We start from the raw sequence: 24,889 nt of genomic DNA on the forward strand, positions 1-24,889 counted from the left end.
TTGGGCTACTCCACGTCCACGCTGGCCAGATAGTGGTCCAGGAGTTGCGCACAGCGGATGAAGCCCAAGTGCGAGTACGCCTGGGGATGGTTGCCCAGATGGGTTTCCGTGCCGGGATCGTACTCTTCGGGCAGGAGCCCCGTGGGACCAAACAACGCCACCAACTGGTTGAACAGCTCCAACGCATCATCCAGCCGACCCACTGCAAGGTAGGCCTCGATCAGCCACGTGGTGCAGATGTGGAAGCCGCCCTCCAAGCCCGGCAGGCCGTCGTCGTACCTGTACCGGAAAACGGTGGGCCCTACCCTCAGTTCGCGCTCAACGGCAGTCACGGTATCCAGGAAGCGCTGGTCCTGGGCGTCCAGCAGCCCGGACAATCCGATGTGCAGGACAGCGGCGTCAAGGTCAGGGCTGTCATAGGCCACCGTGTAGGAGGCGGCTGAGGAATCCCAGCCTTCCTGGAGCACTTCCTCCCGGATGGTGTGGGCAGTGGGAGCCCAGTCCGCATGCGCCACCCTGCCATGCAAAGCAGCAGCCCGGAGCGCCCGATCCAGCGTCACCCAACACATGACCTTGGTGTACACATGGTGCCGGGGCGGCCGTCGGGCTTCCCAGATTCCATGGTCCGGCTCGTGCCACCGGGCCAGGACGGCGTGCGCCATCTGCTCCATGAGGAACCAGTGCCCGTCAGGAAGGAATCCACGCCGCTCGGCGAGATCATGGATCAGCTCCGCGATGGGTCCGAACACGTCCAGCTGGACCTGGTGATCCGCTGCGTTGCCAATCCGAACCGGCCTGGAGCCCGCATAACCGGGCAGGCTTTCCACGATCGCCTCCGTGGAGAGCGGCGCCCCGGTCACTGAATACAGGGGATGCAGCCACTCCGGGCCCGGCGCGTTTTCCAGGATCCGGCCCAGCCATCCCAGGAACCCGTCGGCTTCGGCCGTGGACCCCAGTGACACCAGCGAGTTCACCGTCATGGACCCGTCCCTCAGCCAGCAATACCGGTAGTCCCAGTTGCGGGTGCCGCCAATTCCTTCCGGCAGGGACGTGGTGGGTGCGGCCAGCACGGCTCCGGTGGGTTCGTGGACCAGCGACTTCAGCACCAGGGCGGAACGACGCACCAGCGAAGTCTTGATGGTGGGCAGCTGAAGTGCTTTGACCCAGTCACGCGCTGCCTGCCCGACGGCGGTACGCCGCTGGGGTTCACCAGCCGGGTCTGCGGGAGGCGGCTCAGTATCCCCGCACCGCATGTTCAGGACCACAGGCCCTGCACTGAGGGAGACCTCGGCCGTTGCCGTGGCATATTTTGAGTCGCTGGTGATGGTGAAGGCCACGCCCGGTGCAGTGAGGATGATCGGATCCGAGGTTCCGATGATATGCACCTCATCGCCGCGGATCTCCATGTTGAAAGGCGCGTTGGCGTAGTCGGGGCGTGGCGCGAAGACCACGCGGGCCTGACCTGTTCCGGACAGGACCCGGACCAGGCTGGTGATCCCTTCCGGGGCCGGTTCCAGATAGTCGGTGACCGTGACGTCCGCCCACCGGGTCTCTACGATCATGGTGTTATCCACATAGCGTTGTGCCAGCACCGGGGACGGCTTCACGGGTTCTATGCTGAAGTGGCCTGCGGGGTCACCGCCCAGGATGTGCGCAAACAGCGAGCCGGAATCAGGCAACGGGTGGCTCATCCAGCAGACCTTTGCGTCCGGGGTGAGCAACGCCGTGGAGCTTCCATTGCCGATCATCGAATGGCGTTCCAGGCCTACCGCGTCCTCGCCGAACAACCACGCCCGCCGCAGTTCGAACAGCAAAGCCAGGACGCGCGCAAAGGATTCCGGATCCGGGATGGTGTGCGCCGCCGTCGTATCCCCTGCTCCAACGTGCAGGCCAAGATCAGGGCCTCGAAGGGTGGCGAGCGCTTTCTCGTCGCTCTCGGCATCGCCCGCGTACAGGGCGGCACTGACCCCGAGCCTCGAACGCAACTGTTCCAGGGCTTGTCCCTTGGCCGGTTCCTCGACTGTCAGGTCCAATACTGTGCCGTCGATGATGAAGTAGAGGCCAAACTCGATGGCGATCTTCTGCGCGGCGAAAATTACCCGGTCCACCACTTCAGCTGTTGCCGGCCGGGTATGCACGGCGACGCCAACCGGCTTCCGGACAACACTGATGCCCTTCTCGAAACCCACGGCTTCGGTCAGGGCTGTGGCCACCTGTTGAAGCAGTTGCTCGGTGGCAAGGGAGAGCGTGTAGGCGTACCCCATATCGAACTCCATCCCGTGGGAGCCCACCAGGTGGACTTCCGCGGGCAACCTGGACACCGCCGCCAGGTCCCTGAGGGACCTGCCGGAGATGATGGCCGTGTGGGTGTTCGGCAGGGCGGCCAGCGCACGGAGTGCCACGGCCGCGCTGTCCAGGGGCAAGGTCTCCGTGGAAACCCCCTCCGCCGAACAGAGGGTGCCGCCATAGTTACAGGCCACCAGCAAACCAGGAACCCGGGCAAGGACCCTCAGCTCTGCGAACAACTGCGGGGTGATGCCGTTCTCCGCATCGGATTGGAGCACCGTTCGGAGCAGGCCAAGCGGGAGCGATTTCATCAGCAGCGCGGAATCGGCAACTGATTGGTTCAAGTGCGTAGGCATGGCAGACCCTTCCGAAGCGGATAACTACAGTCTCCGCCCGGACGGTTTCGCTTGACTACCTAGTAGGTTGCAAACGCGTAAACCTTTCCTTGGATTTATGCGTTTGGTCTCACGGTGCGCCTACGCGCTCACCAGCCCGGCAACCTCTGCCACGAGTTCCACCGACCGCAGGCGCTCTTCGGTCCCGATGCTCTGATGCGCCACGATCAGTTCGTCGGCGTCCGCGAACGTCGCAAACTCGTCAAGGTAGTCGCGCACCACGTCCTTGGTTCCAACAGCGGAGAACTTCATCATCTGGGCGATGTGCTGGCCCTGCGGGGAGTCAAGCACCATGTCCGCTTCATCGTCCGTGAATTCGCGGCCGCCGCCGAAGAACAGCGATACACGAGCGCGCTTCACCGCGAGATGGATGGCCTGCGCCTCCGCGTTGGAGTCCGCGGCAGTAACATTGACGCCTGCAATGACGTGCGGCTCGGACAACTGATCCGACGGTTTGAACTCGCGTCGGTAGATGGCAACAGCGTCCTGCAGGGCCGCCGGGGCAAAGTGTGAAGCAAACGCGTAGGGAAGCCCGAACTGCGCGGCCAGTTGGGCGCCGAACAGCGAGGACCCCAGGATGTACAGCGGCACGTTGGTGCCCTTGCCCGGCGTCGCCTCAACACCCTGGATGCGGGTGGGGCCAGTGAGGTAGCCCTGAAGTTCCAGGACATCCTGCGGGAACCTGTCCGAGGACGTGTGGTCCCGGCGCAGTGCGCGCATGGTGTTCTGGTCGCTGCCCGGCGCACGACCCAGGCCGAGGTCGATCCTCCCCGGGTGCAGGGTCTCCAATGTGCCGAACTGCTCGGCGATGGTCAGCGGTGAATGGTTGGGCAGCATGACGCCACCGGCCCCGAGCCGGATGGTGTTGGTGTGCGCGGCAACATGGGCGATCAGCACGCTGGTGGCCGAGGAGGCAATCGCGGACATGTTGTGGTGCTCGGCATACCAAACGCGGCGATACCCCAGCTCTTCGGCCTTCTGTGCCATGGCCACGCTGCCCGCGAGGCTTTCCGCCACCGTCTGGCCCTTGCCGATGGTTGCCAGGTCGAGGATGGAAAGAGGAACAGTCACAGGAAGGCCTTTCGGTACGTTTCGGTGCCCGCACGGTTGATTGCCGGGCACTTAAGCGACAACGACGGCGGCACCCGGGTTATTTCTGTGAGTTGCGTCGCGCAGTGGTTTCCGCGCCTTTTCCGAACGCATTTGTGACCCCGTTCGACGCCCGATTAACCGCCATGAACCCCTGTATCCCAGCGTTTCAGAGTGCTTTGACCTGGCTCGCAGGGCTGCCGGATAGTTGCAGCCACAAGTACGCATCAGACCGCCCTGTCGCGACGACCAGGACGAACCCAAGGAGAACCAATGGCACGTTTTGCAGCCAAAACCGGCGTCACCGCGGCGCTGGCCGCCACCGCTTTACTCGGACTCGCGGCCTGCTCTGACCCGGGAGCGACGGCGGCTACGGGCGCGTCCGCTTCGCAAGGATCGGCAAGCACGGGCGCTTCATCCAGCTCGTCAAGCGCCAAAGAGTTCAACCTGACGCCGCAGCAGGACCGCATCAAGGTCTCAGTGGACCCGGCTGCGGCCGCTCTGGTTCCTGACGCCATCAAGGCCGATGGCAAGCTGACCGTGGTGACCACCGGCGGCACTCCCCCGCTCAGCACGTTCGCCACGGACAACAAGACCCTCATTGGAAACGAAGTGGATATTGCCTACGCCGTGGGCGAGACCCTGGGCCTTGAGGTTGAGGTCCTGCCGGTAGCGTGGGCCGACTGGCCTCTTGGTGTGGAGTCCGGCAAGTACGAGGCTGTTCTCTCCAACGTCACCGTCACCGAGGCACGCAAGGAGAAGTTCGACTTCGCCACATACCGCAACGACCTCCTGGGCTTCTATGCCAAGGCCGACTCGGACATCGGCGAGGTCAAGGAAGCCAAGGACGTGGCCGGCAAACGCATCATTGTGGGCTCGGGCACCAACCAGGAAGCCATCCTGGTGCGCTGGGACGAGGAGAACAAGAAGAACGGCTTGAAGCCGGTTGATTTCCAGTATTACGACGACGACTCCGCCTCCCAGCTCGCCCTCCAGTCAGGACGCGCGGACCTCACGTTCGGCCCCAATGCTTCGGCAGCCTACAAGGCAGCCAAGGACGGCAAGACCAAGGAAGTGGGAACGGTGGAAGGTGGTTGGCCGCTGAAGGCCGAGATCGCGTTCACTACCCAGAAGGGCAACGGCTTGGCCGTGGCGGCCCAAGCCGCGCTCAACACCCTCATAAAGGATGGCAGCTATGCCAAGATCCTGGACCGCTGGGGCCTTTCATCCGAGGCCATTCCCGCATCCGAACTGAACCCGGCAGGCCTGCCCAAAAAGTAGGAACCGCTATGGCAGGGCAGACCTGCCGACGCCGAATCCCCGCCGGACATCCCCGGCGGGGATTCTTGCGTCCCCGACCCAAGCAGGTGACAGCACATGCCGCAATGACCGCTCAATGGAGCGTTTGCTGCCGCCTGCTTGGGTGCGGTTAGAAGTGGGCGGGGTCCGTGTTGGCCCCGCACAGGATGACGGCAACGGTTTCGCCCGCCTTGGGAGAGTAGGCCCCTGAAAGCAGCGCAGCATAGGCGGCCGCCGCACCGTGCTCCACCACGATCCGGTGCTTTTCCCAAAGAGCCCGGCGGGCCTGGATGATGTCCTCGTCTGTGACCAGGACGCTGTGGACACCGGCGCGGCGGGCAACTCCGAAACCGATCTCCCCGATCCGGCGGGCACCGAGGGAATCAGCCGCGATCCCTGAAACAGCTACGTCCACAGGCTCGCCCTTGGCCAGTGCCGTGTGCAGTGTGGGAACAGTTTCAGGTTCGACGCCCACAACCCGTGCCCGGCCCTCCGACGCAGCTGCGATGCCGCCCATCAGGCCACCGCCGCCAACAGCAACGACGATGGTGTCGACGTCGGGCAGTTCATCCAGCAGCTCAAGCCCGACCCCGCCCGCGCCGGCCACGATCTCCGGCTGGTCGTAGGCGTGGCAATAGACCGCACCCTTCTCCTCAGCGAACCGGATGGCAGCGGCATAGGCTTCGGCGTACTCGGCACCGCCCTGGACCACCGTGGCGCCTATGGCATAGAGCTTGTGGACTTTGTTGGCCGGCGCTGATTCCGGGACGAACACCGTAGCCGGAACGCCGAGTTTCGCCGCCGCATAGGCGTTGGCGAGGCCCGCGTTCCCGCCGGATGCCACCACAATGCCAACCCCGGGGTCCAGCTCGCCGCTTTCCCGGGCCGTGAGCAGGCGGTTGAACGCGCCACGGGCTTTGAAGGAGCCTGTGTGCTGCATGTACTCGCATTTGAACCACAGGTGGTACGGCTCCTGATCGCCGCTTTCAGCCAAGGGCGTGTGTCGGACCCAGCCCGCTGTGCGTGAGTACGCTGCTTCTACTTCTTCGCGTGTGAGCATCGTGGCTGCACCTTTCCGTCCGTTTCATCCTATGGTTTGCAAAGGCCTCCTGACCGGCTCCACAGCATAGGCTTGAGACATGCCTGCCGACTTTGCCCTCCGCCCCGCCGTCGCCTCGGACGCTGCCTGGATAGCAGAACTCCGGGCTGTGGTGATGCGCCCGGACCTGGAACGGTTGGAGCGTTTCGATCCTGTGCGGGTGCGCGAGCGCTTCCTGAACGGGTTCCAGCCGGAGCACACGTCCATCATCCACAGCGACGGCGTGGACGCTGGCGTCATTGCGGTTCGTCCCGAGCCGGACTCGCGGTGGATCGAACACTTCTACCTGGCACCGGCGCACCAAGGAAAGGGGCTCGGCGGCCAGGTGCTGCGGCATGTCATGGCGGCCTCCGTGGACGAGCGCCCGTTCCGGTTGAACGTGCTCCAGGGCAGCCCCGCACGCCACCTGTATGAGCGGCATGGCTTCGTGCTCGAAAACGAGGACCCGGTGGATGTTTTCATGGTCGCCCCAAACCCTACTCGGCGGCCCTGGCCTTTCTCGTAGGAGCGGGTTTGTTGGAGCGTCGACTGCGGTGATCGAGTTTTTGCTTTGACGTGGGCTCCAGAAAGGGCGGGTCAGCCGGCGAAAGTCTCTGGCCCTCGAAACTAGGCTTCACCAATAAATGGCTACAATCTCGACATCTAAGAGTTTTTCAGGCCCCCGCGGCTTCTGGGTGGATTCCACCGGCCCTCGCTCCATCTGGTCGATGGAGAAGCGCAGGTTTGCTGCTTTCCTTGCCGATGCGCGGAACTCCTGGAGCTGAGCGGGCGGAGGGGAGGTAGGCAAGGTCTGGATAACTAGATCTGCTACTGCATCAAAGGCCTCCCGTTGGCCTGCAGCGCTTGACGCGCGGTGGCCCTGTGCCGCTATCAGTTCGTCAAGACCAGCGCATTGCTCCCAACGGTGAGGGGCTGACGCGTCGAGAATGCTCGAAGCGAAGAGCCTCAGCGCCTCCGTCATCGCTGCCGCCTGCTGCTGAACCCTGGCGTCCTTCGGGACGCCGTACTCTGTTCGTCCGGCAGCTTCAAGGAGACCTGGAAACTCCGGGGCAAGCTCCGCCAAAACTTCAGCTCCCTTGACGGGCACCCAGTCGTCATGGAGCCCATCCCTGGACACCCGGCAAAGCATCCTGAAGGACCCGTGGGCGAAGAGAACGCGTCTGACGTCCTTCCAGTACTGGTCGAGGTCCGTGACACCAACAACGTCAATGGGCTGAGCCTCAAGTCCCAACGATTCTGCATGTGATTTAAGCACCACATGTTGACTTCCGTCATGCTCGGCAAGGACGAGGTTCAGGCAACGGGCCCGGATCGGAACCAAACCAACCAAGAGTTGTTCGAGCATCTTGCTAACGGGCCCCATCTGCTCCAGCACGTCGGCAGCCCCTTGTGCATTCATGATCTCGGGGTACTTAGTCGCAAGGTCAGACATCTCTGCCATTGTCATGTTGAACCGGTATATGGGGTCCGCCGTCAGCTCAACTTCGAGTTCCACCAGATCTCCCCGGCTAAGCCGATCCACGCTGACAGAAAGGGCAGTTTCAGGCCGAGCCAGGTGTTCGAGGGACAGGGTTTCCTCGCTCTTTGCCTTGTTCTGGAACCGGATGTTGATGGAGTCCAACTCTAAGAGGTTCTTGAACTGGGATTGGGCCATGGCCTTGCGTAAGGTCTGGCGACCAAGGGTGGAGGTCGACTGGAACCGTGAGCTCACCTCGGCTCCGACACCCTTGGGCGCGGCTGAGAGCTTACTCGAAAGCTCCGACTGTTCAACGAGTACGTCTTGGTCGGTGAACTCTGTCTCAAGTGCTCCCTTCTGGGAAACGAGAAGGCTCTTAAGGCTGACTTCATCCAGATAAACGAACTCTCGCAAGGGGTAGACGGGAGGAGTAGGTGCCGTGACTTTTCTACGATGCTTGGGGTGCCACTTCCAAGGAAGGAGCCAGAACCACCATTTCCACTTAGCAGGCATTGAGCTTCCCTTCCTTCATTTTCAATACCCGGTTGTCGGCAGCGCGCTCGAAGCCTTCGATGAAGTCGTCGCCGGAAACTGCTTCTGCGCCACCGCGGAGCGCGCAGATCATCGCTTCGGTCCAGATGGCGCCAAGTTCTGCACCGGACCAGCCGTTTGTCTGTTCTGCGACGTATTCGTAGGGAAGGTCTCCGAAAGTGGTCATCGTTGCTCCGCTTTTGGTGAGGATCTCGAAACGGTCTTCAGCATGTGGAAGGTCGAACGCGATCTCCCAATCGAATCTGCCGGGCCGCATCAGGGCCGGGTCGATCTCGGTGATACGGTTCGTAGCCGCTACAACCACAACGTTGCCTTGATCCTTGCTGGCCCCATCCATGAGAGTCAGTAGTTGGGCAACAAGCCGGTTCGACGCTTCGTGAGTGTCCTCGGAACGTCGGGAGGCGACACTGTCGATCTCGTCAAAGAAGATGATGGCCTTGGGGACCTTGCGGGCGGATTCAAAGATGCTCCGCAGAACTTCTTCGCTTTCCCCGACCCATTTGGAAACGATTTGCGGGCCGCTCACCACGAAGAACTTTGCCTGGGACAGGCTCGCTATGATCTGGGCAAGCATAGTCTTTCCCGTGCCTGGCGGCCCTGAAAAGATCACCCCCCGGATCGGCTTGGCGCCGATGGCTTTGATGGACTCTTGTTGATCCAATTGGAGTCGGAGTATCTCGTTGGCGCGCTGTACAACGCGATGGTAGCCACCGAAATCGTCGAGACCAAGTGGTTTGTCAAAGGTGACTTCGAACTGTGAGGCCAAATCCTGCTGGCTATCACGATAATCGAGGGCACGGATCGGGGTTTCGTGAAGGACGGTGACCTTTTCTGAGATCTCGAAATATTCGATCGTGTAGCCGGGAAGGAGATCTTCGTCCCCGGAGTACGGCACGGTCTTCGTTAGGCTTCCAACTTCGACCAGTAAGCGCCCGTCCAGCACTTTCCTGACCACGTAAACGATAGGTTGTTCCTGCCAGGCGCTCTTTGGCACCTTGACCCAGTTGTTGTTACCCACGAGGATGACGTCGCCTCGCCGGATGTTGGATGGGTCGTCGTGGATGAAACGTGCCTCGCTACCGTTGCGGAAACGCACCGTGACCTCTGACCCTCGTTGCTTTACAGCGAGTACGACTGCGAGATTACCGCTGGCATACTCCGAAATTTCCTGATCTGGTTCTGTCTGGACTACCACGTAAGCGGCACACCTTTGCTTTGGGAAGGGGACATAGGAGGATGAGCTTTGGCGTATGACCCGGCCCTTCATACGGCCGCCGACGAAGGTCGGACGCGACGCTCCGCACCGCACGGAATCCTCCAGAAAGGAAGATTTCTTGATGACTGGGTTCAATGGCCATCGTTGGTAGGACCTGCTCCTTAGTGCAGGCCCTACCAACATCAATTAGAAAGGGAGCGTGGCCCCTCGTTTGCTAGGCCAGTATCGTGAGGTCCGAAGCGTTCAGGGCCGGGCCAGTTCCATATCCTCGAAAGAAGGGCCGCGGAAATCTTGGTGAGCCCCACGAGAACCCAGGGTCCTCGTCCTCCGTTTTGTCTTCCTGGTGGTTCATCGCGCGCCCTTTCCCTTCTGGGAGAGCGCGCTAGCTGCGGCTGTTTTGGCTGCCGCGCTGGAGCTGGGATTGCGCAGACCCTTGCTCGCTGCAGTAGCAGCTTTGGGGCTGGTCTGACGGCTGTTCTTGGCCATGTCTGTGTCCTTGAAAGGTAGATTTCCGGAAAATTGAAAGGATGGGTTCGCTGCGCCGGCCTGGGCGGTCGCCGCATCGACCCCAGTTCAGCGGGTCAGTGCTGAGTTGGGCGGAAACGGGTCGTTCGCTAAATGCGGATCCGTACTGCGCGTGTAGCCATGTGGCTGGTCCTTTCCGGGATCACCGGGCACAAGACACGGAACGTTGTCAATGTTGACGTTTGTTCCAACCGCTCGTAGTCTGTTTTGACGTTCCCTGAGAAGAACGAAACGACAAAACACAAATGTCTCGGGCTTTGACGCAACCAATTTGATTGCGAGGCGTCGATCCCTTTTGATTTTTTTGAAGCGCATGTTCGAGGTTCAGCCGAATGTGCGCTTCGTCGTAAGCTCACCGGGTTAGTGGGCTTACGAGTATCGATACTACATGTAGTGCCAGGAGCCCGTCGGAACCCCAAGATGATGTATTACAAGTATGTCATTCACTCCACCGCTCATCCACAGGCAGACTCCTTCAAAATGTCCGCGAAACCGCCAAACCGGGGCATGATATCCACACCCTGTGGACTACTTAGACACATTTAAATCGTTGGCGTGTCGCTGACCTACGGCGTGTCGCGCTCGGCGTGTTGATGCCAACAAGGACTGGGCGAACTGCCGACGGCATGCCCGTCAGGAAGCCTCTTCCGTCCATATATTCCTTCAACTTGTCATAATCTCCGGTATCGGCCTTTTAAAACCGGCGGGGAAGCGCTCACAGGTAGGGGCTGCTTTTTGCTGTCGTTTCGTGGTGGTTTCCCTGGAAATCCGGGGGCGGAGGGACAACCCGGGCGGCAGAGTCCGCGGGGGGTCAGTAGGCCGCGCCTATACCTGATAAGGGGATGCTAAGGCAATATCGAGGAGTGGAATGTTTATTGGTAGATGTACAGGCCCAGACGGTGGCTGGTCCGGAAGCACAAATCGGAACGGTCTGGTCAAAATTCGTCAGGGTAGCAACACGAAACCTATGAGTGCTCACGCGGGCAGGGTCCTTATGAAACCCCCGAATATAGGGGAACGAAGCCTTCATGTCCGAGGCGAGGCGTTGCAGGATCTTCGACCCCATGGTTCTTGAGCTTGGCGGTAAAGGATCGTCGCTCCGATGGCCCAGTACATTTCCACCGTCGCGGTGCTGGCCGCCTGTTGGGCGCGCAACGGAGCTGTTGTCACCAGTACCTTCAATGAGGCCAGTGTTCCGCTGTATCCGTTGGGCAGTTCCGGTCCAATCATCGACACCCAACAACACTCCCGGCAGCCCCACAATCGTTGGACAGTCACCTGTCCAGCCACTCTGGACAATTAGGCCGGGCAGGTGCGGGAGAAGAGTTCCGTTTCAATTGACGCTATACCTTGTGGCTCACTTGGTGGGATGGCTCGTGCATCGTATGCCTCAAGTCATGCTTACTTGACATAGGTTATCGGCGCTTTCGAACGTCGGTGGAGTGTCTGCCAAAAACGGGCTGTTTCCGGCCTTCGTGCGTTCGTTTTTGACGTTAGAACTGTTCAGCCAGCGCCCGGTTTTACAGAGGGGATGTCAGGAAGGCAGGGCCAAAAGGCGCATCGGCACGCTAGTCCTCGTCGCAAGAATTCGGATGTAGTGGAAACGTGTCGTTGTGGCAGAACCTGCTGCTGCCAAGAGAAAGGTTCACCAATCTGTCAGCCAAAACGGCTTCTCTTGAAGCCCTTCATCGCCATGGCTTCCTCCGCTCGAAGGGCTGTTCCGCTGGGTACTGTCGGCTTCGGTTCCCGATCAACCACCTGAAGGGGCGTTTATGACACCGCTGTGGCATAGGTAACACTGCGTGGACTGCAGCGCAGAGAAGGGGAAGAATATAACCACTATCGCTGTTTGCCAGAAATGGTTATTTGACGATTGCCAGCAATCCGACTATAGGGAGTCAGCGTGCATGACGATGTGGCCACTCGGGCCTTCGAGACGCTGCGACGAGCCGACGTCCGCATTAGCGGGGGTGATCTCGGAGACCTGTCTCTGTCCTTGCCCGACGGTACAACCCTTGTCGTTCAGGTGAAGTTTTACCGGGTTCCACCCAGTCCCAGTGGAATGCTGAATCTCATGGCCCGCCAAGACACGACGTACCTCATTGTCACCGCCCGCCCAACTGAATTCCTGACTGAAGCGGCACGAGTCGGCATGCTCAACCTCGTTACGCTGGATCCCCCATGCGTGTACATCAGTGGGCAGAACCTGCTCCCTCAAGATCAGGTCACCACGCTGAAGAGGACACCGGCCCACCAGGGGAAACCCGCGTGGGGTCGCTACGCTTTAATCCGCTCCTTGCTAATGTCACGTGAACCGCTTGTCCAGAAGGAGCTCGCAGAATGCTCCGGCACCAGCCAACCCGCCGTCGTGAAGAACCTTAAGTATCTGGCCAACCTTGTAGAGCGGACGCCCAGAGGGTGGTCACCTACTGACCACATTCAGCTGATGTCCCTACTGTTGCGGGAATACCCCGGCCCGCGCGGCGCAGCCACCTACTGGTACAGCCTGGATCCACTTCCAGACCAGGTACGGGAAGCAACTAAATACGCACGGGAAATGGACGCCGAGCCGCTAGTATCAGGAGACGCAGCGGCGGACATATACGCGCCATGGCGGCTCCCAGACAGCGCCACCTTGTATGTCCGTCAAATGGTCGATTTCAGCGACGCCGGCTTCAGTCCGGCCAGCAAAGAGGAAGCCACCCTCATTTCGGTCATCCCGGAAGACCACACCCTTTGGAGGACCGCTCCTCATATGGAGCATCAGGGACTACCACTTGTGGACCCGCTTGTGGCCTTGTGGGAACTTACCTTGAGCAATGCACCGGACGGGGAGGAAGCGGCGGATCATCTAAAGAGGGCGATACTGGGCGGCACCGCCGCATGAGCATCATCAACGTCATCTCGATGTCCAACGCTTCGGATCTCGGGTACCTCGCCCTCGCTGACGTAGCTGCCGCCGGCATCGATACGGGGACCTACCGTATTGTCGGTGGTCACATGGTCCAGCTGCTCATCCACGTGTACCCGACACCGGAAGCCACCGAGCGTAGCACCGCCGACGCCGATGCTGGAATCAAGCAGGCCACGGCGGTCGGTCAAAACTTGCACGCGCACCTCGTGGCCCAGGGGTACACCGACACCTAGTGGCAATCACTATGTCCGCAAAGACGACCAGGGTGGCGAGATAATCGTGGACCTTCTCGTGCCCCACGACTCAGTTGGCAGGGTTGAGACCCAGATCATCACCCGCGAGACTCTCAGCCCTGATAAAGCAGCATATCCCGGCCGCGAAATGACCGGGGCAGCCACCCTGACGGTGCTGTCCGCCCTAATGCCCGGGCTCCTAGAGCTGTCGGAATTCCGACAGCGCAACCCAACGCAGCCGTATGGACGTTAATCAGTAAGTGAGGGGGTCGGGAGTCCGACCCCCTCAAATCTCTTCTCGTAGTCACACCGGCTAGTGCAGTTCCCATTCGTCCGCCAGCATATTGAGCAGTTGGATGTGCCGCTGCTGCACTACACCTGGCGTCCACTCGTGGTGGCTCAGCACCTGCGTCGTCAGCGCAAAAACTGCGGATCCTTTATTGCTCACGAAGTACTTCGACTTCTTAACCGTGAACTCAAAGTTTTGCGCCTCGCTGTTCTTGGTTCTATTCAGGAGGAGCAAGTTGCCGAGCCTGTGAGTCCAGTGATCGCGCTCCTCCTCGTTGAATGTTTCCAGCCACTGACTGCCCCTCTTGGGGTTTTGGGGTAGAACATGCTCGACGGTGATGGTCTTGTGCTGGTATGAGGCTCCTGGGTCGTTCGCAAGGACGGAGTCAAGGCGTAACAGGACGTACTTACGCACCTTGCTCGCCAGATATAGCTCGCCATCCAAAAATTTCCGCGTTTCGGACTTTTCCTCATCAGACAACTCAAAGGCATTGGCATCAAGTCCGTGGCCGGCATCAAGCTGCTGCAGGAGCTCCAAGTACCGGTTAACGCGGGGGGTGGTGTATACGCGCCTCACTAAGAGGCTAGCGGCTAGACGTTCAAGCTTTCTTAAATACGACACAAGGAATTCCGGGGAATCCTTGTGATTCTTTAACGCCCATAGTGCAGGTGGTCGCCAATCGTCGTTGTCTAGCTGGACCAGACGCGCAAGCCATTGATTGACTTTTGCCCAGTCACCCCCGGAGCTGAAGTCTTGGTTGATGAGTCTCAGATTTGCTATAGCGTAGGGCTCCAGCACGTCGTCTATAAAACCTAGGCCGTCCTTGGGCATGTACGGCTTCAGGACCTGTTCTGGGAACTCCACTAGGAGGCTACGGCTGCCACGCATCTTCGACTTGATCATTCGAAGATAGAGAAAGAGGTCACCAAACTCCTTGCGACCGAGCTCTTGTTCAAGGTCTTCCCATCGCTCAGCGGAGCCGGCTCTGTCGGATTCGGCGATAGAGCCGATTACTTGAGACTTAAATATGTCCGCCGGTGTGAGCGGAAGGCCCCGCGAGTTCATGACGCTGAATATCCGATACGCGCTGTTGAGGTCAGCTGTGCTGACAACCACCAGGAATGTCCGCGCGGCCAACATGACAAACAGCTTTTTCCGCTCATCCGGCGTCCAGTCGGCGAGGGCAGCGTGCAATGCCTTGGCGTTGTCACGGACGGCCTTCTGAGCATCGGTTTCCAAGGCGTTGTCGGTGAGTGCGAGGAGGGAAGCGATAGCTCCGTCTACCTGCACATGATCGTGGAAAAACTTTGCGTCTCTTTGCCTCAGCTTGAGCCTGGGCTTTGCGGCTGTTTCGGCCCAGACGACCTCTGGTTCTTCAACAAATTTTTGAATATCACCACGTAAGGAGCCGTCTGAAGTCAGGTCTCGAAGGACCGAGAAGAGGATCGTCAGCGTGGTCAATCTTTGTTGACCGTCGATAACTTCTGCTGCTGGTCGTCCTTTCTCCTTCACTAGGACGAGGGATCCCAAAAAATAGGGTTCGTCAGTGTCCCTGGCGAGCGATCCCTGTAGGTCGTCCAGGAGTTGGAGTGTTTCGTCTTTGCCCCAGGCATAAGGACGCTGGTAGTCGGGAATAGTGAAGTCGTACTCCGCAGTAAACAACTTTCCTAATTGAACTTCGCCTGCATCGATCGGCCGAATCATGAATTCCTTACTTGCAGGTCGCGCTGCACGAATGGACCATTCATGAAACTCGCCTTTGCCTAGTCTCGCCCTGCTAACTTCCGTGCACCCGCTAGTTTGAATGGTGCCGCGCTAAAGGTTTATCGCAGCAGTCGTGGTCAGTAATGCGGGCATCAGCCTTTTTGATGCACCCGAAGTGGGAGCAAACCAGTATCCGGCGCTGCTCCGTCGAAGGGTCGTCTCGCTCTCGCTCATGGCATGAGTGTATCTGGCCCTTGCACATGTTCCGAGACATCAGATTGAAGCTTGCCGACGAACGTCACATTCTTCTTTGTCATAGGAAACTCCCTATTGGGAGCTGCTGGACTTCCAAGGGTGCTATGAGCGTAGTTGATGATGAAGCGAAGCTTGCTGGTGATGCTTTAAGCGGCTCAGTATGACTATTGGGTGCTTGTTGGTCGGGCCGGCTGGTCTGCTGCGAGAAGATTTCTTCGAGCTTGCCGCCACCGGTCAAACCGAGCAGGGTTGCCTCCAGCGCCCGTGTTTCCTACCGGTAGATGTTCATGACGCCCCGGTCCCAGGCGACCTGTCGCAGCTCGTTGGGAGCTGAGACGATGACATCAAGAAGGTCCTTCAACACTGGGATTCCATCAAAGAGGTCATCGAGGACCCGCAAGGCGCGGTCCCGGATCGTTTGTTCCTGATCTGTGGGCGGGTTGTTCCGACTGATGGTGATCACTCGCACCTCCTGACTGCCCCACCCCAAGTGCGGTAGCCTCAGCACAAACCTACGCACGTCAATGCCGCTTCCGGGGGGAACATCATGGGGAACGTTCGAGCGCGCACCAAAGCGCCCAACAAAGCGCTCAAAACCAAAGCGCCCAAAACCAATGCGCCCAAGAAGAGGTATCCACTGGTGCCGACCAAGGCCATGGCGGCCGGCCTGCTGGCCGCGGGACTGATCGCGGCGGGGCTGCTCGCCACGGAGGCACCATCCGCAGCCGCGGACACGCAGCCAACTCAGCCAACTCCAATCATCGACGGCGCCGCCTACGTGGGTGCCGAGCTGCGCCGCCAGTACGACTACAGCTACTGGGGCTGCCGGAATCCGGACGGCTCGGGTGACGGCATCACCTTGGAGTGGTTGCGCGACGGCGATCCGCTTCCGGAGGATCGGCAAGGGGAAACCCTTCGGATCCTGCCCGAGGACCAGGGCAGCCGGATATCCATGCGGGTCCATCCCCTCACCCCGGGAAACCAGGGCTGCCCAACCGGCACGCAGCTGAGTTCGGAAACCTTGCCGGTGAAGGCTTCCAGCAGGGCCATGGGCTGGACCGGGCGGGGCAACTTTGAGCCCCTCGGGCGGACGCACGATGGCCGGCTCATCCTGTACCCGCGGACATACACCTATTACAAGGGCGCCTGCGAGGGCCCCTGCCCCGCGTATTGGGGTTCCTGGGACGAGCCACAGCAGGTAGGCCAGGGCTGGAACGTCTTTGACATCGTCTTCTCCCCCGGCGATTTCGACGGCGATGGCTTCAACGATCTCCTCGGCCGCGATGCAGCAGGCAAGCTCTTCCTCTACCCCGGCGATGGCGAGGGCGGTTGGCTCGACAGGCAACAGGTTGGCCAGGGCTGGAACGTCTTCAATTCCATCGTGGGCCCGGGCGACTTCAACGGTGATGGCACCAATGACGTTCTGGCACGCGACGCAGCAGGCGGCCTCTTCCTCTACCCGGGCGACGGCGAAGGCGGCTGGCTCCCCCGCGAACAGGTGGGCTGGGGCTGGCAGGTCATGAACAAGATCATCACCGGCGGCGACATGAATGCCGATGGTGCCGTGGACATCTTCGGACGCGACCACGACGGCTACCTGCACCAGTACCCCACTGACGGCGAGGGCGGCTGGGAGGATCCGGCGTCCCTCGGCCCGGGGTGGGAGGCGTTTTCCGAGGTGGCCGGAATTGGTAGTTCCAGCCACTCGAAATACAACGAACTCTCGGCCGTCGCCGCCAACGGCGACCTTTTGAGCTACATCACCGGCGCTTCCGCCACTGGCCTCTACGGCCCATACGGCCCTGTCGGCCGGGGCTGGAACGTGTTCAAGGAACTGCTCTAAGCCCCGGGTGCTACAGCGGCTGCCCCATCACGGTCAGCTGAATATGTACGGTCCCGCGCGAAGGGTCGACGACGGCGGAACCCGGCCCGCCGTCGTCGGGCGCCCTGCGGCGCTGGCCCGGCGTGAAACCAAACCAGCGCCGCCAGAACTGCAGAAGGCGGGCCGTGCTCATGGGACCTGCACCACGTCTTCGGAACGGACCGGCGTCTCCAACCCCAGGTTTCCCCGGAGCGTAGTGCCACGGTATTCGGTGGGGTAGACGCCGCGTTCCTGGAGTTCGGGTACCAGGTGGTTCACGATGTCGTCGATTCCGGTGGGGATGAGCCACGGTGAAATGTTGAAGCCATCCACCGCGCCAACCCGGGCATATTCTGCGAGGTGGTCTGCCACGGCGGTGTAGGAACCGGTGAACGTGGAGTCGATCCGTGCCGTCTTGGACGTGACGAACTGGCGGATGGACAGGCCCTTGTCCTTGGCCTCCGCCCTCCACTGGTCAGCGAGTTGGCGGGCCTTGGCGCCGTGGAAGCCGCTGCCTCGGGTCTCGGAGGTTTCCTCCACCACGGGGTCGATCTCCGGAAGGGGACCATCGGGATCGTAGGAGGAAAGCTCCCGGCCCCAAAACTGTTCCAGATAGGCAATGGCCTGCTGCGGCCCGATCTGCAGGCTGCGGACCCAGGCCTTCTTTTCCTGGGCTTCCTGATCGGTGGCGGCAAGGATGAACTCGCTGGCGGGCATGATCTGCACGGCATTGGCTCCACGCCCGGCTGCGATGGAGCGTGCCACGATGTCGCGGCGGAACTCCACGGCGTCATCGAACTTGGGGTGGGCGGAGAAGATCACATCCGCCTGGCGGGCTGCGAAATCGCGGCCGTCCGGGGAATCACCAGCCTGGAAAAGCACGGGGCGGTACTGGGCGCTGCGCGGCAGCCGCGGTGTGACATCAACGGTGTAGTGCTGTCCTTCGTGCAGGACCGGCCGGGCCGGTCCGGACGAGGTTTCCCATGAATCCCAGATCCGTTTGGCGGTTTCGACGAACGCTTCGGCATGCCTGTAACGGTCGGCGTGGTCCAGGTATCCGCCGCGGCGGAAGTTGGCACCGGTCCAGGCGTTGTCCGTGGTGACAATGTTCCACGCGGCCCGGCCACCGGAGATCAGGTCAAGGGAGGACAAGCGGTGCGCGAGGTCTGCAGGGTCGTTGTAGGTGGTGTTCTGGGTGGCCACCAGGCCGATGTTGCTGGTGACCGCGGCAAGGGCGGCCAGCATGGTCTGGGCGTCTGGCCGGCCCACCACATCCAGTGCGTGCGGACGCCCGAGGTGTTCGCGCAGGCGGAGGCCTTCACCGAGGAAGAAGGCTGCGAACTTGCCTCGCTCGGCGGTCTGGGCGATGTGGCGGAAGGACTCGAAGTCCGTCTGCGATCCCGCCTGGGGAGCCTTCCAGATGGTGCCGGAGTTAACGCCTTGGAAGAAGATTCCGAACTGGATCTGGCCGCTCGGCTGGAAAATATCGCGGGTCATGGTGGTCTCCTACTTTCCGGCGGCAATGGCAGCCGCGGCAGTGGTTGAGTAGCGGTTTTCCGCCTTCGGCAGGCCCAGCAGCCCGCGGAAGGTGCCGTCCTGGACGGGCGCCCTGAGGGAACCTCGGCGGCGGAGCTCCGGAAGTACCAGCCGTGACAGTTCTTCCAGTTCCACGGTGAGGACAGCCGGGTGGAGACGGACGCCGTCGGCTTCCTGGAGAAGTGAGTCGAGCAGTTCGGTGAGGCCGGCGGCCGATCCAACAAAACGCGCAAGGCCGCTTTCCCGGGGTGTCACCACGCGCGACTCCGCCGCCTGCCCGCGAGCGCCCAGGACGACGTCGAGCTCTGCGACAACCGCTACTGAAGCGCCAAGCCGTGCGCGCACGTCGCGGATCTCGGCGCTGAGCAGCTCCGGTGTCGGCGCGGTAACCAGTACAGCGTCCACTGCTTCGGCCGGCACCAGGCCTTTGCCCACCAGGGATGCCGCAGCGAGCACGGGCAGCTGCCCTTGGAGCGGCCTGGGGATGATGGACGGACCCTTCACCGAGTAAGCGGGGCCTGTGAAGTCCGCAGGCGTTTCGAAATCGGCGTAGTGCAGCTTGTCCACGTCGATGTATCTTCCGGTGGCGACGTCGCGGATCACGGCGTCATCCTCCCAGGAATCCCACAACCGGCGGCTGACCTCGATGGAGGCGGCGGCTTCCTGGGTCAGTGCCCCGCCCTGGACAAAGGAGCGTCCGACGGCGGCGGCAGCTTCGGGTGATTCCGCTGCGGTGACGATCCACCCGGCACGCCCACCGGAGACATAGTCCAGGCTGGCGAGCTGCGTGGAGACATGGAACGGTTCGGTATAGACGGTGTCTACCTCGGGGACCACCGCGATGGTCCGGGTGACCGGGCCGGCAAAAGCTGCGCGCTGCAGGGCGTTGGCACGTCCGGCCTCCGGAGTGTCCTTGAAGGTTGCCACGTGGAAACCGGCGGACTCGGCGGCGAGGACGGCCGCGGCAAGGTTTTCATACCCCGCACCGTCGAGTTCAATGGCCAGGAATCCGGCCCTGTTATCTTCGGAGGAACTCACTTTTGGTCCTGACGTTCGTAGGGAATCTTTTCGCCGGCCTCGATCGCCACGGGAAGCCGGTTTTCTGCGGGCGGCAGCGGGCACGTGGCGAGGTCGGTGTAGGCGCAGGGAAGGTTCACGGCGCGGTTGAAGTCGAGCTCCACGGAGCCATCAGCGGCGGGAACCACGGACAGCGAGCGGTTGGCCGCGTACGTGGTTTTGCCGGAGGTCTGGTCTGTAAACAGCACGGACAGTGATCCTGGCGCGTATCCGTTGAACGCCGTCAGCGCGAGCTCCTCGCCGGCCAGTTTGAAACGGATCTCACCGGGAGCTTCGTAGACGTGGTGGATGCCCTCGACGGCGGCCCCCACGGTAGTGGGGCGCGGAGCCTCGAACGGGACGAACGTGCCAGCCACGGCGAACGCTGCATTGGGAGCGTAGGCGGGTGTCCCTTGGTACTCTTGGAGGAGGGCGTTGGACGGGTTCCGCGGCCGCACAATGTACTCGCCTCCGCGTTTGGCCACCTCAATGACGGTTTCGCCGGAGACCAGGTTGATGCCGCTGCGCTCCTGGATGGGGCCAAGCTCAAGCGTCGTGCCCGGGTCGGTGTTCAGTTCAACGCCGTCCTGCTGCAGGCTTTCTCCCGGTTCCAGGACAACACGCACGACGTCGGCGTGCACGCTCCAAGTGCCCGGCGCACCTTCCAGCCGGGTCGCCTCGCTGCTGAGCCAGTGCAGGTGCGTGACTGCGAGGAAGCCATGCGGGTGGGCGCGGTGCTGCTCGTGGGCGGCGTGCCAGTCCTGCCATTCCTGGTTGAAGGACTCGAGGGCTGTTGCGGTGTGCGTTGCTGCTGCGGTGTGCGTTGCTGCTTCAGTGTGCGTAGACATAAGCGTTATCCGTCCTGTTCAAGGCGTGGTCTGCTGTGACTGCTGCTGCGGCGTCCGGCTCGGTGGCGCCGGCGAATTCGGGTCGGCCACCGAAGGGATCGCTGGACTCCCACAGGGTGGTCGGCGCAGAAGCCCGGACAGCCGGGATGACCTCCAGCGCAAAACGTTCCAGGATCTCCAGCTGCTTTTCAAAGGGCAACGTGGTGGGCAGGGAGATCGACTGGAGATCATGCTGGTACAGCGAGTGGTAGCTAAGGATTTTCTCGATGACCTGCTCCGGGCTGCCAACCAGCGCCGGCCCCTCGGCAACGGCGTGCTGGATGTCCCGGAAAGGTGAGTTGTTGCCTGGGACGTTCCGGCCGGCGGTCAGGCCTTCATAGACGGGCCCGTACTGGCGGATGGCTTCCTGGGTGGTGTCCGCTATGAAGACACCACCTGCTCCACTGCCCGATCCCAGATACTGGTGCCGGGGATCGTGCCCGTGGCGCTCATACTCTTCGCGGTAGTGGTCGATCAGGACCTTGTAGTTCTCCCGCGGTTGGATGGCGTTGGCGGTGAACAGCGGATCTCCCCACTTAGCGGCGAGCGCAGCGGATGTGAGGGTTGTAGCCGAGCCGTGCCAAATCCGGGGTGAGCCCGCAAAGGGGCGTGGCGTCGTCGTGGTTGGTTCGGTGAGCGCGGACCTGAAGCGGCCTGACCAGGTGACGCTTTCCTTGCGCCAGAGCGCACGCAGCAGGGCGTACTTTTCGGCCAGCAGGTCCCATTGATCGTCCAGCGACAGCCCAAAAAGCGGGTACTGCAGCACTTCATTGCCCTTGCCGATCACCAGTTCCAGGCGGCCGCGGCTCAGCTGGTCGATGGTGGCGTAGTCCTCGGCCACGCGCACCGGGTCCAGCACGGAGAGCACGGTGACCCCGGTTTGGAGGCGGATGCGGCGGGTGACCGCGGCAATGGCGGCGAGGACCGTCGTCGGGGATGAAGAGACAAACTCGCCGGCGTGGCGTTCACCCACCGAGAAGCTGTCGAAGCCGAGCTCCTCCGCCCGGCGGGCAGTCTCCACTACCTGGTTCAGGCGGTCGGCAGTGGAAACAATCTCCCCTGTCACCGGGTTTTTCAGGTGGGGAATGATGTCCAGGACCTGGAACTTCATTTGGTGGTCCCCGCCGGCGTAACAAAGGTGGCTTCGGTGACGGTCTTGGATTCGCGGATGGCTTCCTCCGACAGGCCCCAGCGTTCCAGGACCTTACCGTAGGAGCCCTCCTTGATGGTGGAGTTCAAGGCATCCGTGATGGCCGGGGCCAGGCCGTTGCCCTTCAGGGTGGTTGCAGCAACCAGCGTTTCGGCGGGCCAGCCGGCGTTGACCTTGCCCACAACCTTGAGGTCGTCACGGGTGTTCTCGCGGTACGTCACCGACGGGTACGGTCCCAGGTTCAGGTCCGTGCGGCCCGAGGAGAGCGCCAGGATGGTGTCTGCGTCCGAGGAGTAGTACTGCAACGTGGCAGGGGCCTTCCCCTTGTCCTCAAGCTCCTTGTTCCAGGCCAGCAGGATCTTCTCCTGGTTGGTGCCTGAGCCCACGGAAATCTTCAGGCCGGAAATGTCATCCGAGCCCTTGATGTCGTAGCTGGAGCTCTTCTTCGCTTCGAACCCCATGTACGCGGCGCGGTAGGTGGAGAAGTCGAACAGCTTCACGCGGGCTGCGTTGATGCCCACGTTGGAGAAGACGGCCTCGAAGTCCCCGGATTGGGTCTTCAGCGGCCAGTTCTCCCACGACGTCACCTGCAGGTCCAGCTCCAGCCCGAGCTTGTCAGCCACCAGCTGGGCAATGTCCACTTCAACGCCGATCGGCGTCTTGTCATCGGTGGCGTGGAAGGACAACGGGATGGAACCGGCGGTGGTGGCTACCGTGAGCTTGCCGTCCTTGGCGATTGCTGCAGGAACCTTCGAGGCAGCAGCAGCGTCCTTTTCACCGCGGATCCGGTTCTGGTCCACAGACGTGTTGTAGACCACGCCATTCTTGGCAGCCTCGGACTCCGGCTTGGCTGCCGACGCTCCAGGATCGGAGCACCCGGCCAGCACGGGAAGCACGACGGCGGGGAGTACAGCCAGTGCCAGCAGCTTGCTTCTGGTGGTGGCGGCGGATCTGCGGGTGATGCGAAGCATGGGGTGTCCTAGATGTTGAAAGCTGGTTCGATGACTTTGGAGAAGAAGCTGCGCGTACGTTCCTCGCGGGGGTTCGCGAAAATGTCCTGGGGTGTGCCGGACTCCACAATCTGTCCCTGGTCCATGAACACGACGGTGTCGGCGACGTCCCGGGCAAAGCCCATCTCGTGCGTGACCACAATCAGGGTGGTGCCGGACTTGGCGAGTTCACGGATGACGTCCAGGACCTCGTTGACGAGCTCCGGGTCCAAGGCCGACGTCGGCTCATCGAAAAGGAGGATCTTGGGATCCAGTGCCAGCGCCCTGGCAATCGCCACTCGTTGCTGTTGGCCGCCGGAAAGCTGGCGGGGGTAGGCGTCGGCGCGATCCTTCAGGCCCACCCGGTCCAGGAGTTCCAGGCCGCGCTTCCGGGCTTCGGCCTTGGAGCGCTTCTGGGCCACGATGGGCGCCTCAATGACGTTCTCCAAAGCAGTGAGGTGCGGGAACAGGTTGAAGCTCTGGAACACCATGCCAATGTGGGTGCGCTGCTTGAGGATGTCCTTCTCCCGCAGTTCGTGGAGTTTGTTGCCACGGACTTCGTAGCCCACCAGCTCGCCGTCGATGGTGATGTAACCGCCGTCGACCTTTTCCAAGTGGTTGATGGTGCGCAGAAGGGTGGACTTTCCCGAACCCGAAGGCCCCACGATCACGGCCACGCCTCCCGGCGGGACGGACAAGGAAACGCCTTTGAGGACTTCGGTTGCACCGAAGGATTTCCGGACGTTGGCGATGTCCACCTGGCCACGTGTCACAGCTGGTGTGGCGCGCGCCGCGGCGGGCCGGGCCGGCGTCGTGCGTTCTCCTTGGGGAGTTTCCGGCTCCTTGGCCGGCGTCGCTTCAGCGAGGTGGGCGGCAGCAGCCGCTTCGGAGGAAGAGAAGACGGTGGTCATCGGGATTCCTTCGTGGGAGAGGCGGCGCCGTGGGTGGTGAAGAACTTCCGGGCCTTCTGCAACGGCGTGAGCGGCAGGGTCCGCAGGGCGCCCTTGGAGAAGTGGCGTTCGATGTAGTACTGGAAAACGCTCAGGACCGAGGTGATGACCACGTACCAAAGCGTGGCCACCAGGAGCAGCGGCAGCACCTGCTGGGTGCGGTTGTAGATGACCTGGACCGTGTAGAAGAGCTCGGAATAGGCCAGGACGTAAACAATCGAGGTGCCCTTGACCAGTCCAATGATTTCGTTGAAGGCGTTGGGCAGGATGGCACGCATGGCCTGGGGCAGCACGATCCTGGTGGAGCGTTTCCACGCAGGGATGCCCAGAGCCGAGGCTGCTTCAAGCTGGCCCTGGTCCACGGAAAGGATGCCGCCGCGGATGATTTCGGCGGAGTAGGCAGCCTGGTTCAACGTCAGGCCCAGAACTGCGGCGGCGAACTGGCTGATGAGCGTGGTGGTCTGGGCCTCAAAGAAGCGGACGTCCGTAAAGGGAATGCCCAGGCTGATTTTCTCGTACAGGTAGCCCAGGTTGTACCAAAGGAGGAGCTGGACCAGCAGCGGCGTGGAGCGGAAAATCCAGGAGAACGTCCAGGACACCGAGACCAGCAGCGGCGAAGCCGACAGGCGCATCAGGGCCAGGATGAAACCGAGGACAAAGCCGAGGACTCCGGAAATGGCCGTCAGCTTGAGTGTCTCGATCAGTCCGTTGACTACCGATTGCGCTGTGAACCACTCGGCCACCACACCCCACTCCCAGCGGGGGTTCGTGACCAAAGACCACGCAATGGCGGCCACGCCGGCAGCTACCACTACGGTGCCCACCCAACGCCACGGGTGACGGGCCGGGACCAGCTGGTACCCGGAGTAGTCCGGGGTGGGCGGTGAGGTTTCCGCCGTGGCAGGCGGTGCGATTGCACTCATGCGCCACCTCATTTCAGATCGGTTGTTTCTCTATCGGATGGCTGCCAATCTATGGGCGCGCCAAACCCGGCAGCAAGGCAGGAATTTGCACTTCTTCACTGGACTTCGCGCGGCTTCTCAAGGGTTCGCACAACGTCACAATCACTGTCATCGGGAGCCATATGAGTCCCTTCTTTGCGCGCCTTAACGTGACGTGACGCGTAGTGAACGGCCGTTACCACCGCC

Annotated in this window: 20 protein-coding genes; 6 read left to right on the forward strand and 14 right to left on the reverse strand. The window is 61.6% G+C overall.

Going from position 1 to position 24,889, the window contains the following annotated elements:
• Positions 1-5: 5 nt before the first annotated feature.
• Both BLQ01_RS14215 and BLQ01_RS14220 read right to left on the reverse strand, forming a co-directional pair.
• Entirely contained in the window at positions 6-2,642 is a 2,637-nt protein-coding gene (locus tag BLQ01_RS14215) for a trehalase-like domain-containing protein (protein ID WP_091552425.1), read from the reverse strand.
• A 120-nt stretch (positions 2,643-2,762) separates the two neighbouring features.
• Positions 2,763-3,752: an LLM class flavin-dependent oxidoreductase gene (locus tag BLQ01_RS14220; protein ID WP_026543288.1), complete on the reverse strand. Its 990-nt coding sequence runs from the start codon at positions 3,750-3,752 to the stop codon at positions 2,763-2,765.
• A 291-nt stretch (positions 3,753-4,043) separates the two neighbouring features.
• Here BLQ01_RS14220 and BLQ01_RS14225 point away from each other — a divergent pair, with 291 nt between their 5' ends.
• Positions 4,044-5,051, forward strand: a complete 1,008-nt coding sequence (locus tag BLQ01_RS14225; protein ID WP_026547809.1) for an ABC transporter substrate-binding protein — start codon at positions 4,044-4,046, stop codon at positions 5,049-5,051.
• A 148-nt stretch (positions 5,052-5,199) separates the two neighbouring features.
• Here BLQ01_RS14225 and BLQ01_RS14230 read toward each other — a convergent pair whose 3' ends face one another.
• Positions 5,200-6,129, reverse strand: coding sequence for a threonine/serine dehydratase (locus tag BLQ01_RS14230; protein WP_091552426.1), 930 nt, complete (start codon positions 6,127-6,129; stop codon positions 5,200-5,202).
• A 79-nt stretch (positions 6,130-6,208) separates the two neighbouring features.
• Between BLQ01_RS14230 and BLQ01_RS14235 the strand changes: the two genes are divergently transcribed.
• A complete protein-coding gene (locus BLQ01_RS14235; RefSeq protein WP_175493445.1) occupies positions 6,209-6,673 on the forward strand; it encodes a GNAT family N-acetyltransferase in 465 nt (154 codons plus the stop codon).
• 108 nt (positions 6,674-6,781) lie between these two features.
• Here the strand turns inward: BLQ01_RS14235 and BLQ01_RS14240 are convergent, their stop codons facing one another.
• Both BLQ01_RS14240 and BLQ01_RS14245 read right to left on the reverse strand, forming a co-directional pair.
• Positions 6,782-8,137: a DUF6414 family protein gene (locus BLQ01_RS14240; RefSeq protein WP_091552428.1), complete on the reverse strand. Its 1,356-nt coding sequence runs from the start codon at positions 8,135-8,137 to the stop codon at positions 6,782-6,784.
• Positions 8,127-9,371: an ATP-binding protein gene (locus tag BLQ01_RS14245; protein WP_175493446.1), complete on the reverse strand. Its 1,245-nt coding sequence runs from the start codon at positions 9,369-9,371 to the stop codon at positions 8,127-8,129. Before BLQ01_RS14245 ends, BLQ01_RS14240 begins: the two co-directional genes overlap by 11 nt.
• 1,648 nt (positions 9,372-11,019) lie before the next feature.
• On the opposite strand from BLQ01_RS14245, the gene BLQ01_RS22665 reads away from it, so the two are divergent.
• The 3 genes from BLQ01_RS22665 (at position 11,020) to BLQ01_RS14260 (ending at position 13,064) form a co-directional block, all read left to right on the forward strand.
• Entirely contained in the window at positions 11,020-11,220 is a 201-nt protein-coding gene (locus BLQ01_RS22665) for a hypothetical protein (RefSeq protein WP_091552431.1), read from the forward strand.
• Positions 11,221-11,820: 600 nt separating this feature from the next.
• Positions 11,821-12,804 carry a MarR family transcriptional regulator gene (locus BLQ01_RS14255; RefSeq protein ID WP_254779452.1) on the forward strand — a complete coding sequence of 328 codons (984 nt, stop codon included), beginning with the start codon at positions 11,821-11,823 and terminating at the stop codon, positions 12,802-12,804.
• A complete protein-coding gene (locus BLQ01_RS14260) occupies positions 12,801-13,064 on the forward strand; it encodes a hypothetical protein (protein WP_091552432.1) in 264 nt (87 codons plus the stop codon). Before BLQ01_RS14255 ends, BLQ01_RS14260 begins: the two co-directional genes overlap by 4 nt.
• A 313-nt stretch (positions 13,065-13,377) precedes the next feature.
• On the opposite strand, the gene BLQ01_RS14265 is transcribed toward BLQ01_RS14260, so the two are convergent.
• A complete protein-coding gene (locus BLQ01_RS14265) occupies positions 13,378-15,057 on the reverse strand; it encodes a DUF262 domain-containing protein (RefSeq protein ID WP_091552434.1) in 1,680 nt (559 codons plus the stop codon).
• 526 nt (positions 15,058-15,583) lie between these two features.
• On the reverse strand, positions 15,584-15,775 hold the full coding sequence (locus BLQ01_RS14270; protein ID WP_254779453.1) for a hypothetical protein: 192 nt from the start codon (positions 15,773-15,775) through the stop codon (positions 15,584-15,586).
• A gap of 192 nt (positions 15,776-15,967) precedes the next feature.
• Between BLQ01_RS14270 and BLQ01_RS14275 the strand changes: the two genes are divergently transcribed.
• Complete coding sequence (locus BLQ01_RS14275; RefSeq protein ID WP_091552486.1) at positions 15,968-17,155, forward strand: FG-GAP repeat domain-containing protein; 1,188 nt, start codon at positions 15,968-15,970, stop codon at positions 17,153-17,155.
• 168 nt (positions 17,156-17,323) lie between these two features.
• Here the strand turns inward: BLQ01_RS14275 and BLQ01_RS14280 are convergent, their stop codons facing one another.
• Genes BLQ01_RS14280 through BLQ01_RS14310 form a run of 7 tightly spaced genes read right to left on the reverse strand, consistent with a single transcriptional unit; the run spans position 17,324 to position 24,664 of the window.
• Positions 17,324-18,670: an NtaA/DmoA family FMN-dependent monooxygenase gene (locus tag BLQ01_RS14280; RefSeq protein ID WP_091552435.1), complete on the reverse strand. Its 1,347-nt coding sequence runs from the start codon at positions 18,668-18,670 to the stop codon at positions 17,324-17,326.
• A 9-nt stretch (positions 18,671-18,679) separates the two neighbouring features.
• Positions 18,680-19,747 (reverse strand): LLM class flavin-dependent oxidoreductase, encoded by a 1,068-nt coding sequence (locus BLQ01_RS14285; RefSeq protein ID WP_091552437.1) that lies wholly within the window; start codon positions 19,745-19,747, stop codon positions 18,680-18,682.
• Positions 19,744-20,613 carry a DUF1684 domain-containing protein gene (locus BLQ01_RS14290; RefSeq protein ID WP_091552439.1) on the reverse strand — a complete coding sequence of 290 codons (870 nt, stop codon included), beginning with the start codon at positions 20,611-20,613 and terminating at the stop codon, positions 19,744-19,746. The genes BLQ01_RS14285 and BLQ01_RS14290 overlap by 4 nt, the downstream gene beginning before the upstream one ends.
• Positions 20,597-21,763 carry an LLM class flavin-dependent oxidoreductase gene (locus BLQ01_RS14295; protein ID WP_091552440.1) on the reverse strand — a complete coding sequence of 389 codons (1,167 nt, stop codon included), beginning with the start codon at positions 21,761-21,763 and terminating at the stop codon, positions 20,597-20,599. The genes BLQ01_RS14290 and BLQ01_RS14295 overlap by 17 nt, the downstream gene beginning before the upstream one ends.
• A complete protein-coding gene (locus tag BLQ01_RS14300; RefSeq protein WP_175493447.1) occupies positions 21,760-22,773 on the reverse strand; it encodes an ABC transporter substrate-binding protein in 1,014 nt (337 codons plus the stop codon). Before BLQ01_RS14300 ends, BLQ01_RS14295 begins: the two co-directional genes overlap by 4 nt.
• A gap of 8 nt (positions 22,774-22,781) precedes the next feature.
• Positions 22,782-23,702, reverse strand: a complete 921-nt coding sequence (locus tag BLQ01_RS14305) for an amino acid ABC transporter ATP-binding protein (protein WP_223943905.1) — start codon at positions 23,700-23,702, stop codon at positions 22,782-22,784.
• The gene (locus tag BLQ01_RS14310; protein WP_026543258.1) at positions 23,699-24,664 is read right to left on the reverse strand and encodes an amino acid ABC transporter permease; all 966 of its coding nucleotides are present in this window, start codon (positions 24,662-24,664) and stop codon (positions 23,699-23,701) included. Before BLQ01_RS14310 ends, BLQ01_RS14305 begins: the two co-directional genes overlap by 4 nt.
• Positions 24,665-24,889: the final 225 nt, after the last annotated feature.

This window comes from Arthrobacter sp. UNCCL28, from assembly GCF_900102805.1.
Taxonomy (GTDB): domain Bacteria; phylum Actinomycetota; class Actinomycetes; order Actinomycetales; family Micrococcaceae; genus Arthrobacter; species Arthrobacter nicotinovorans_A.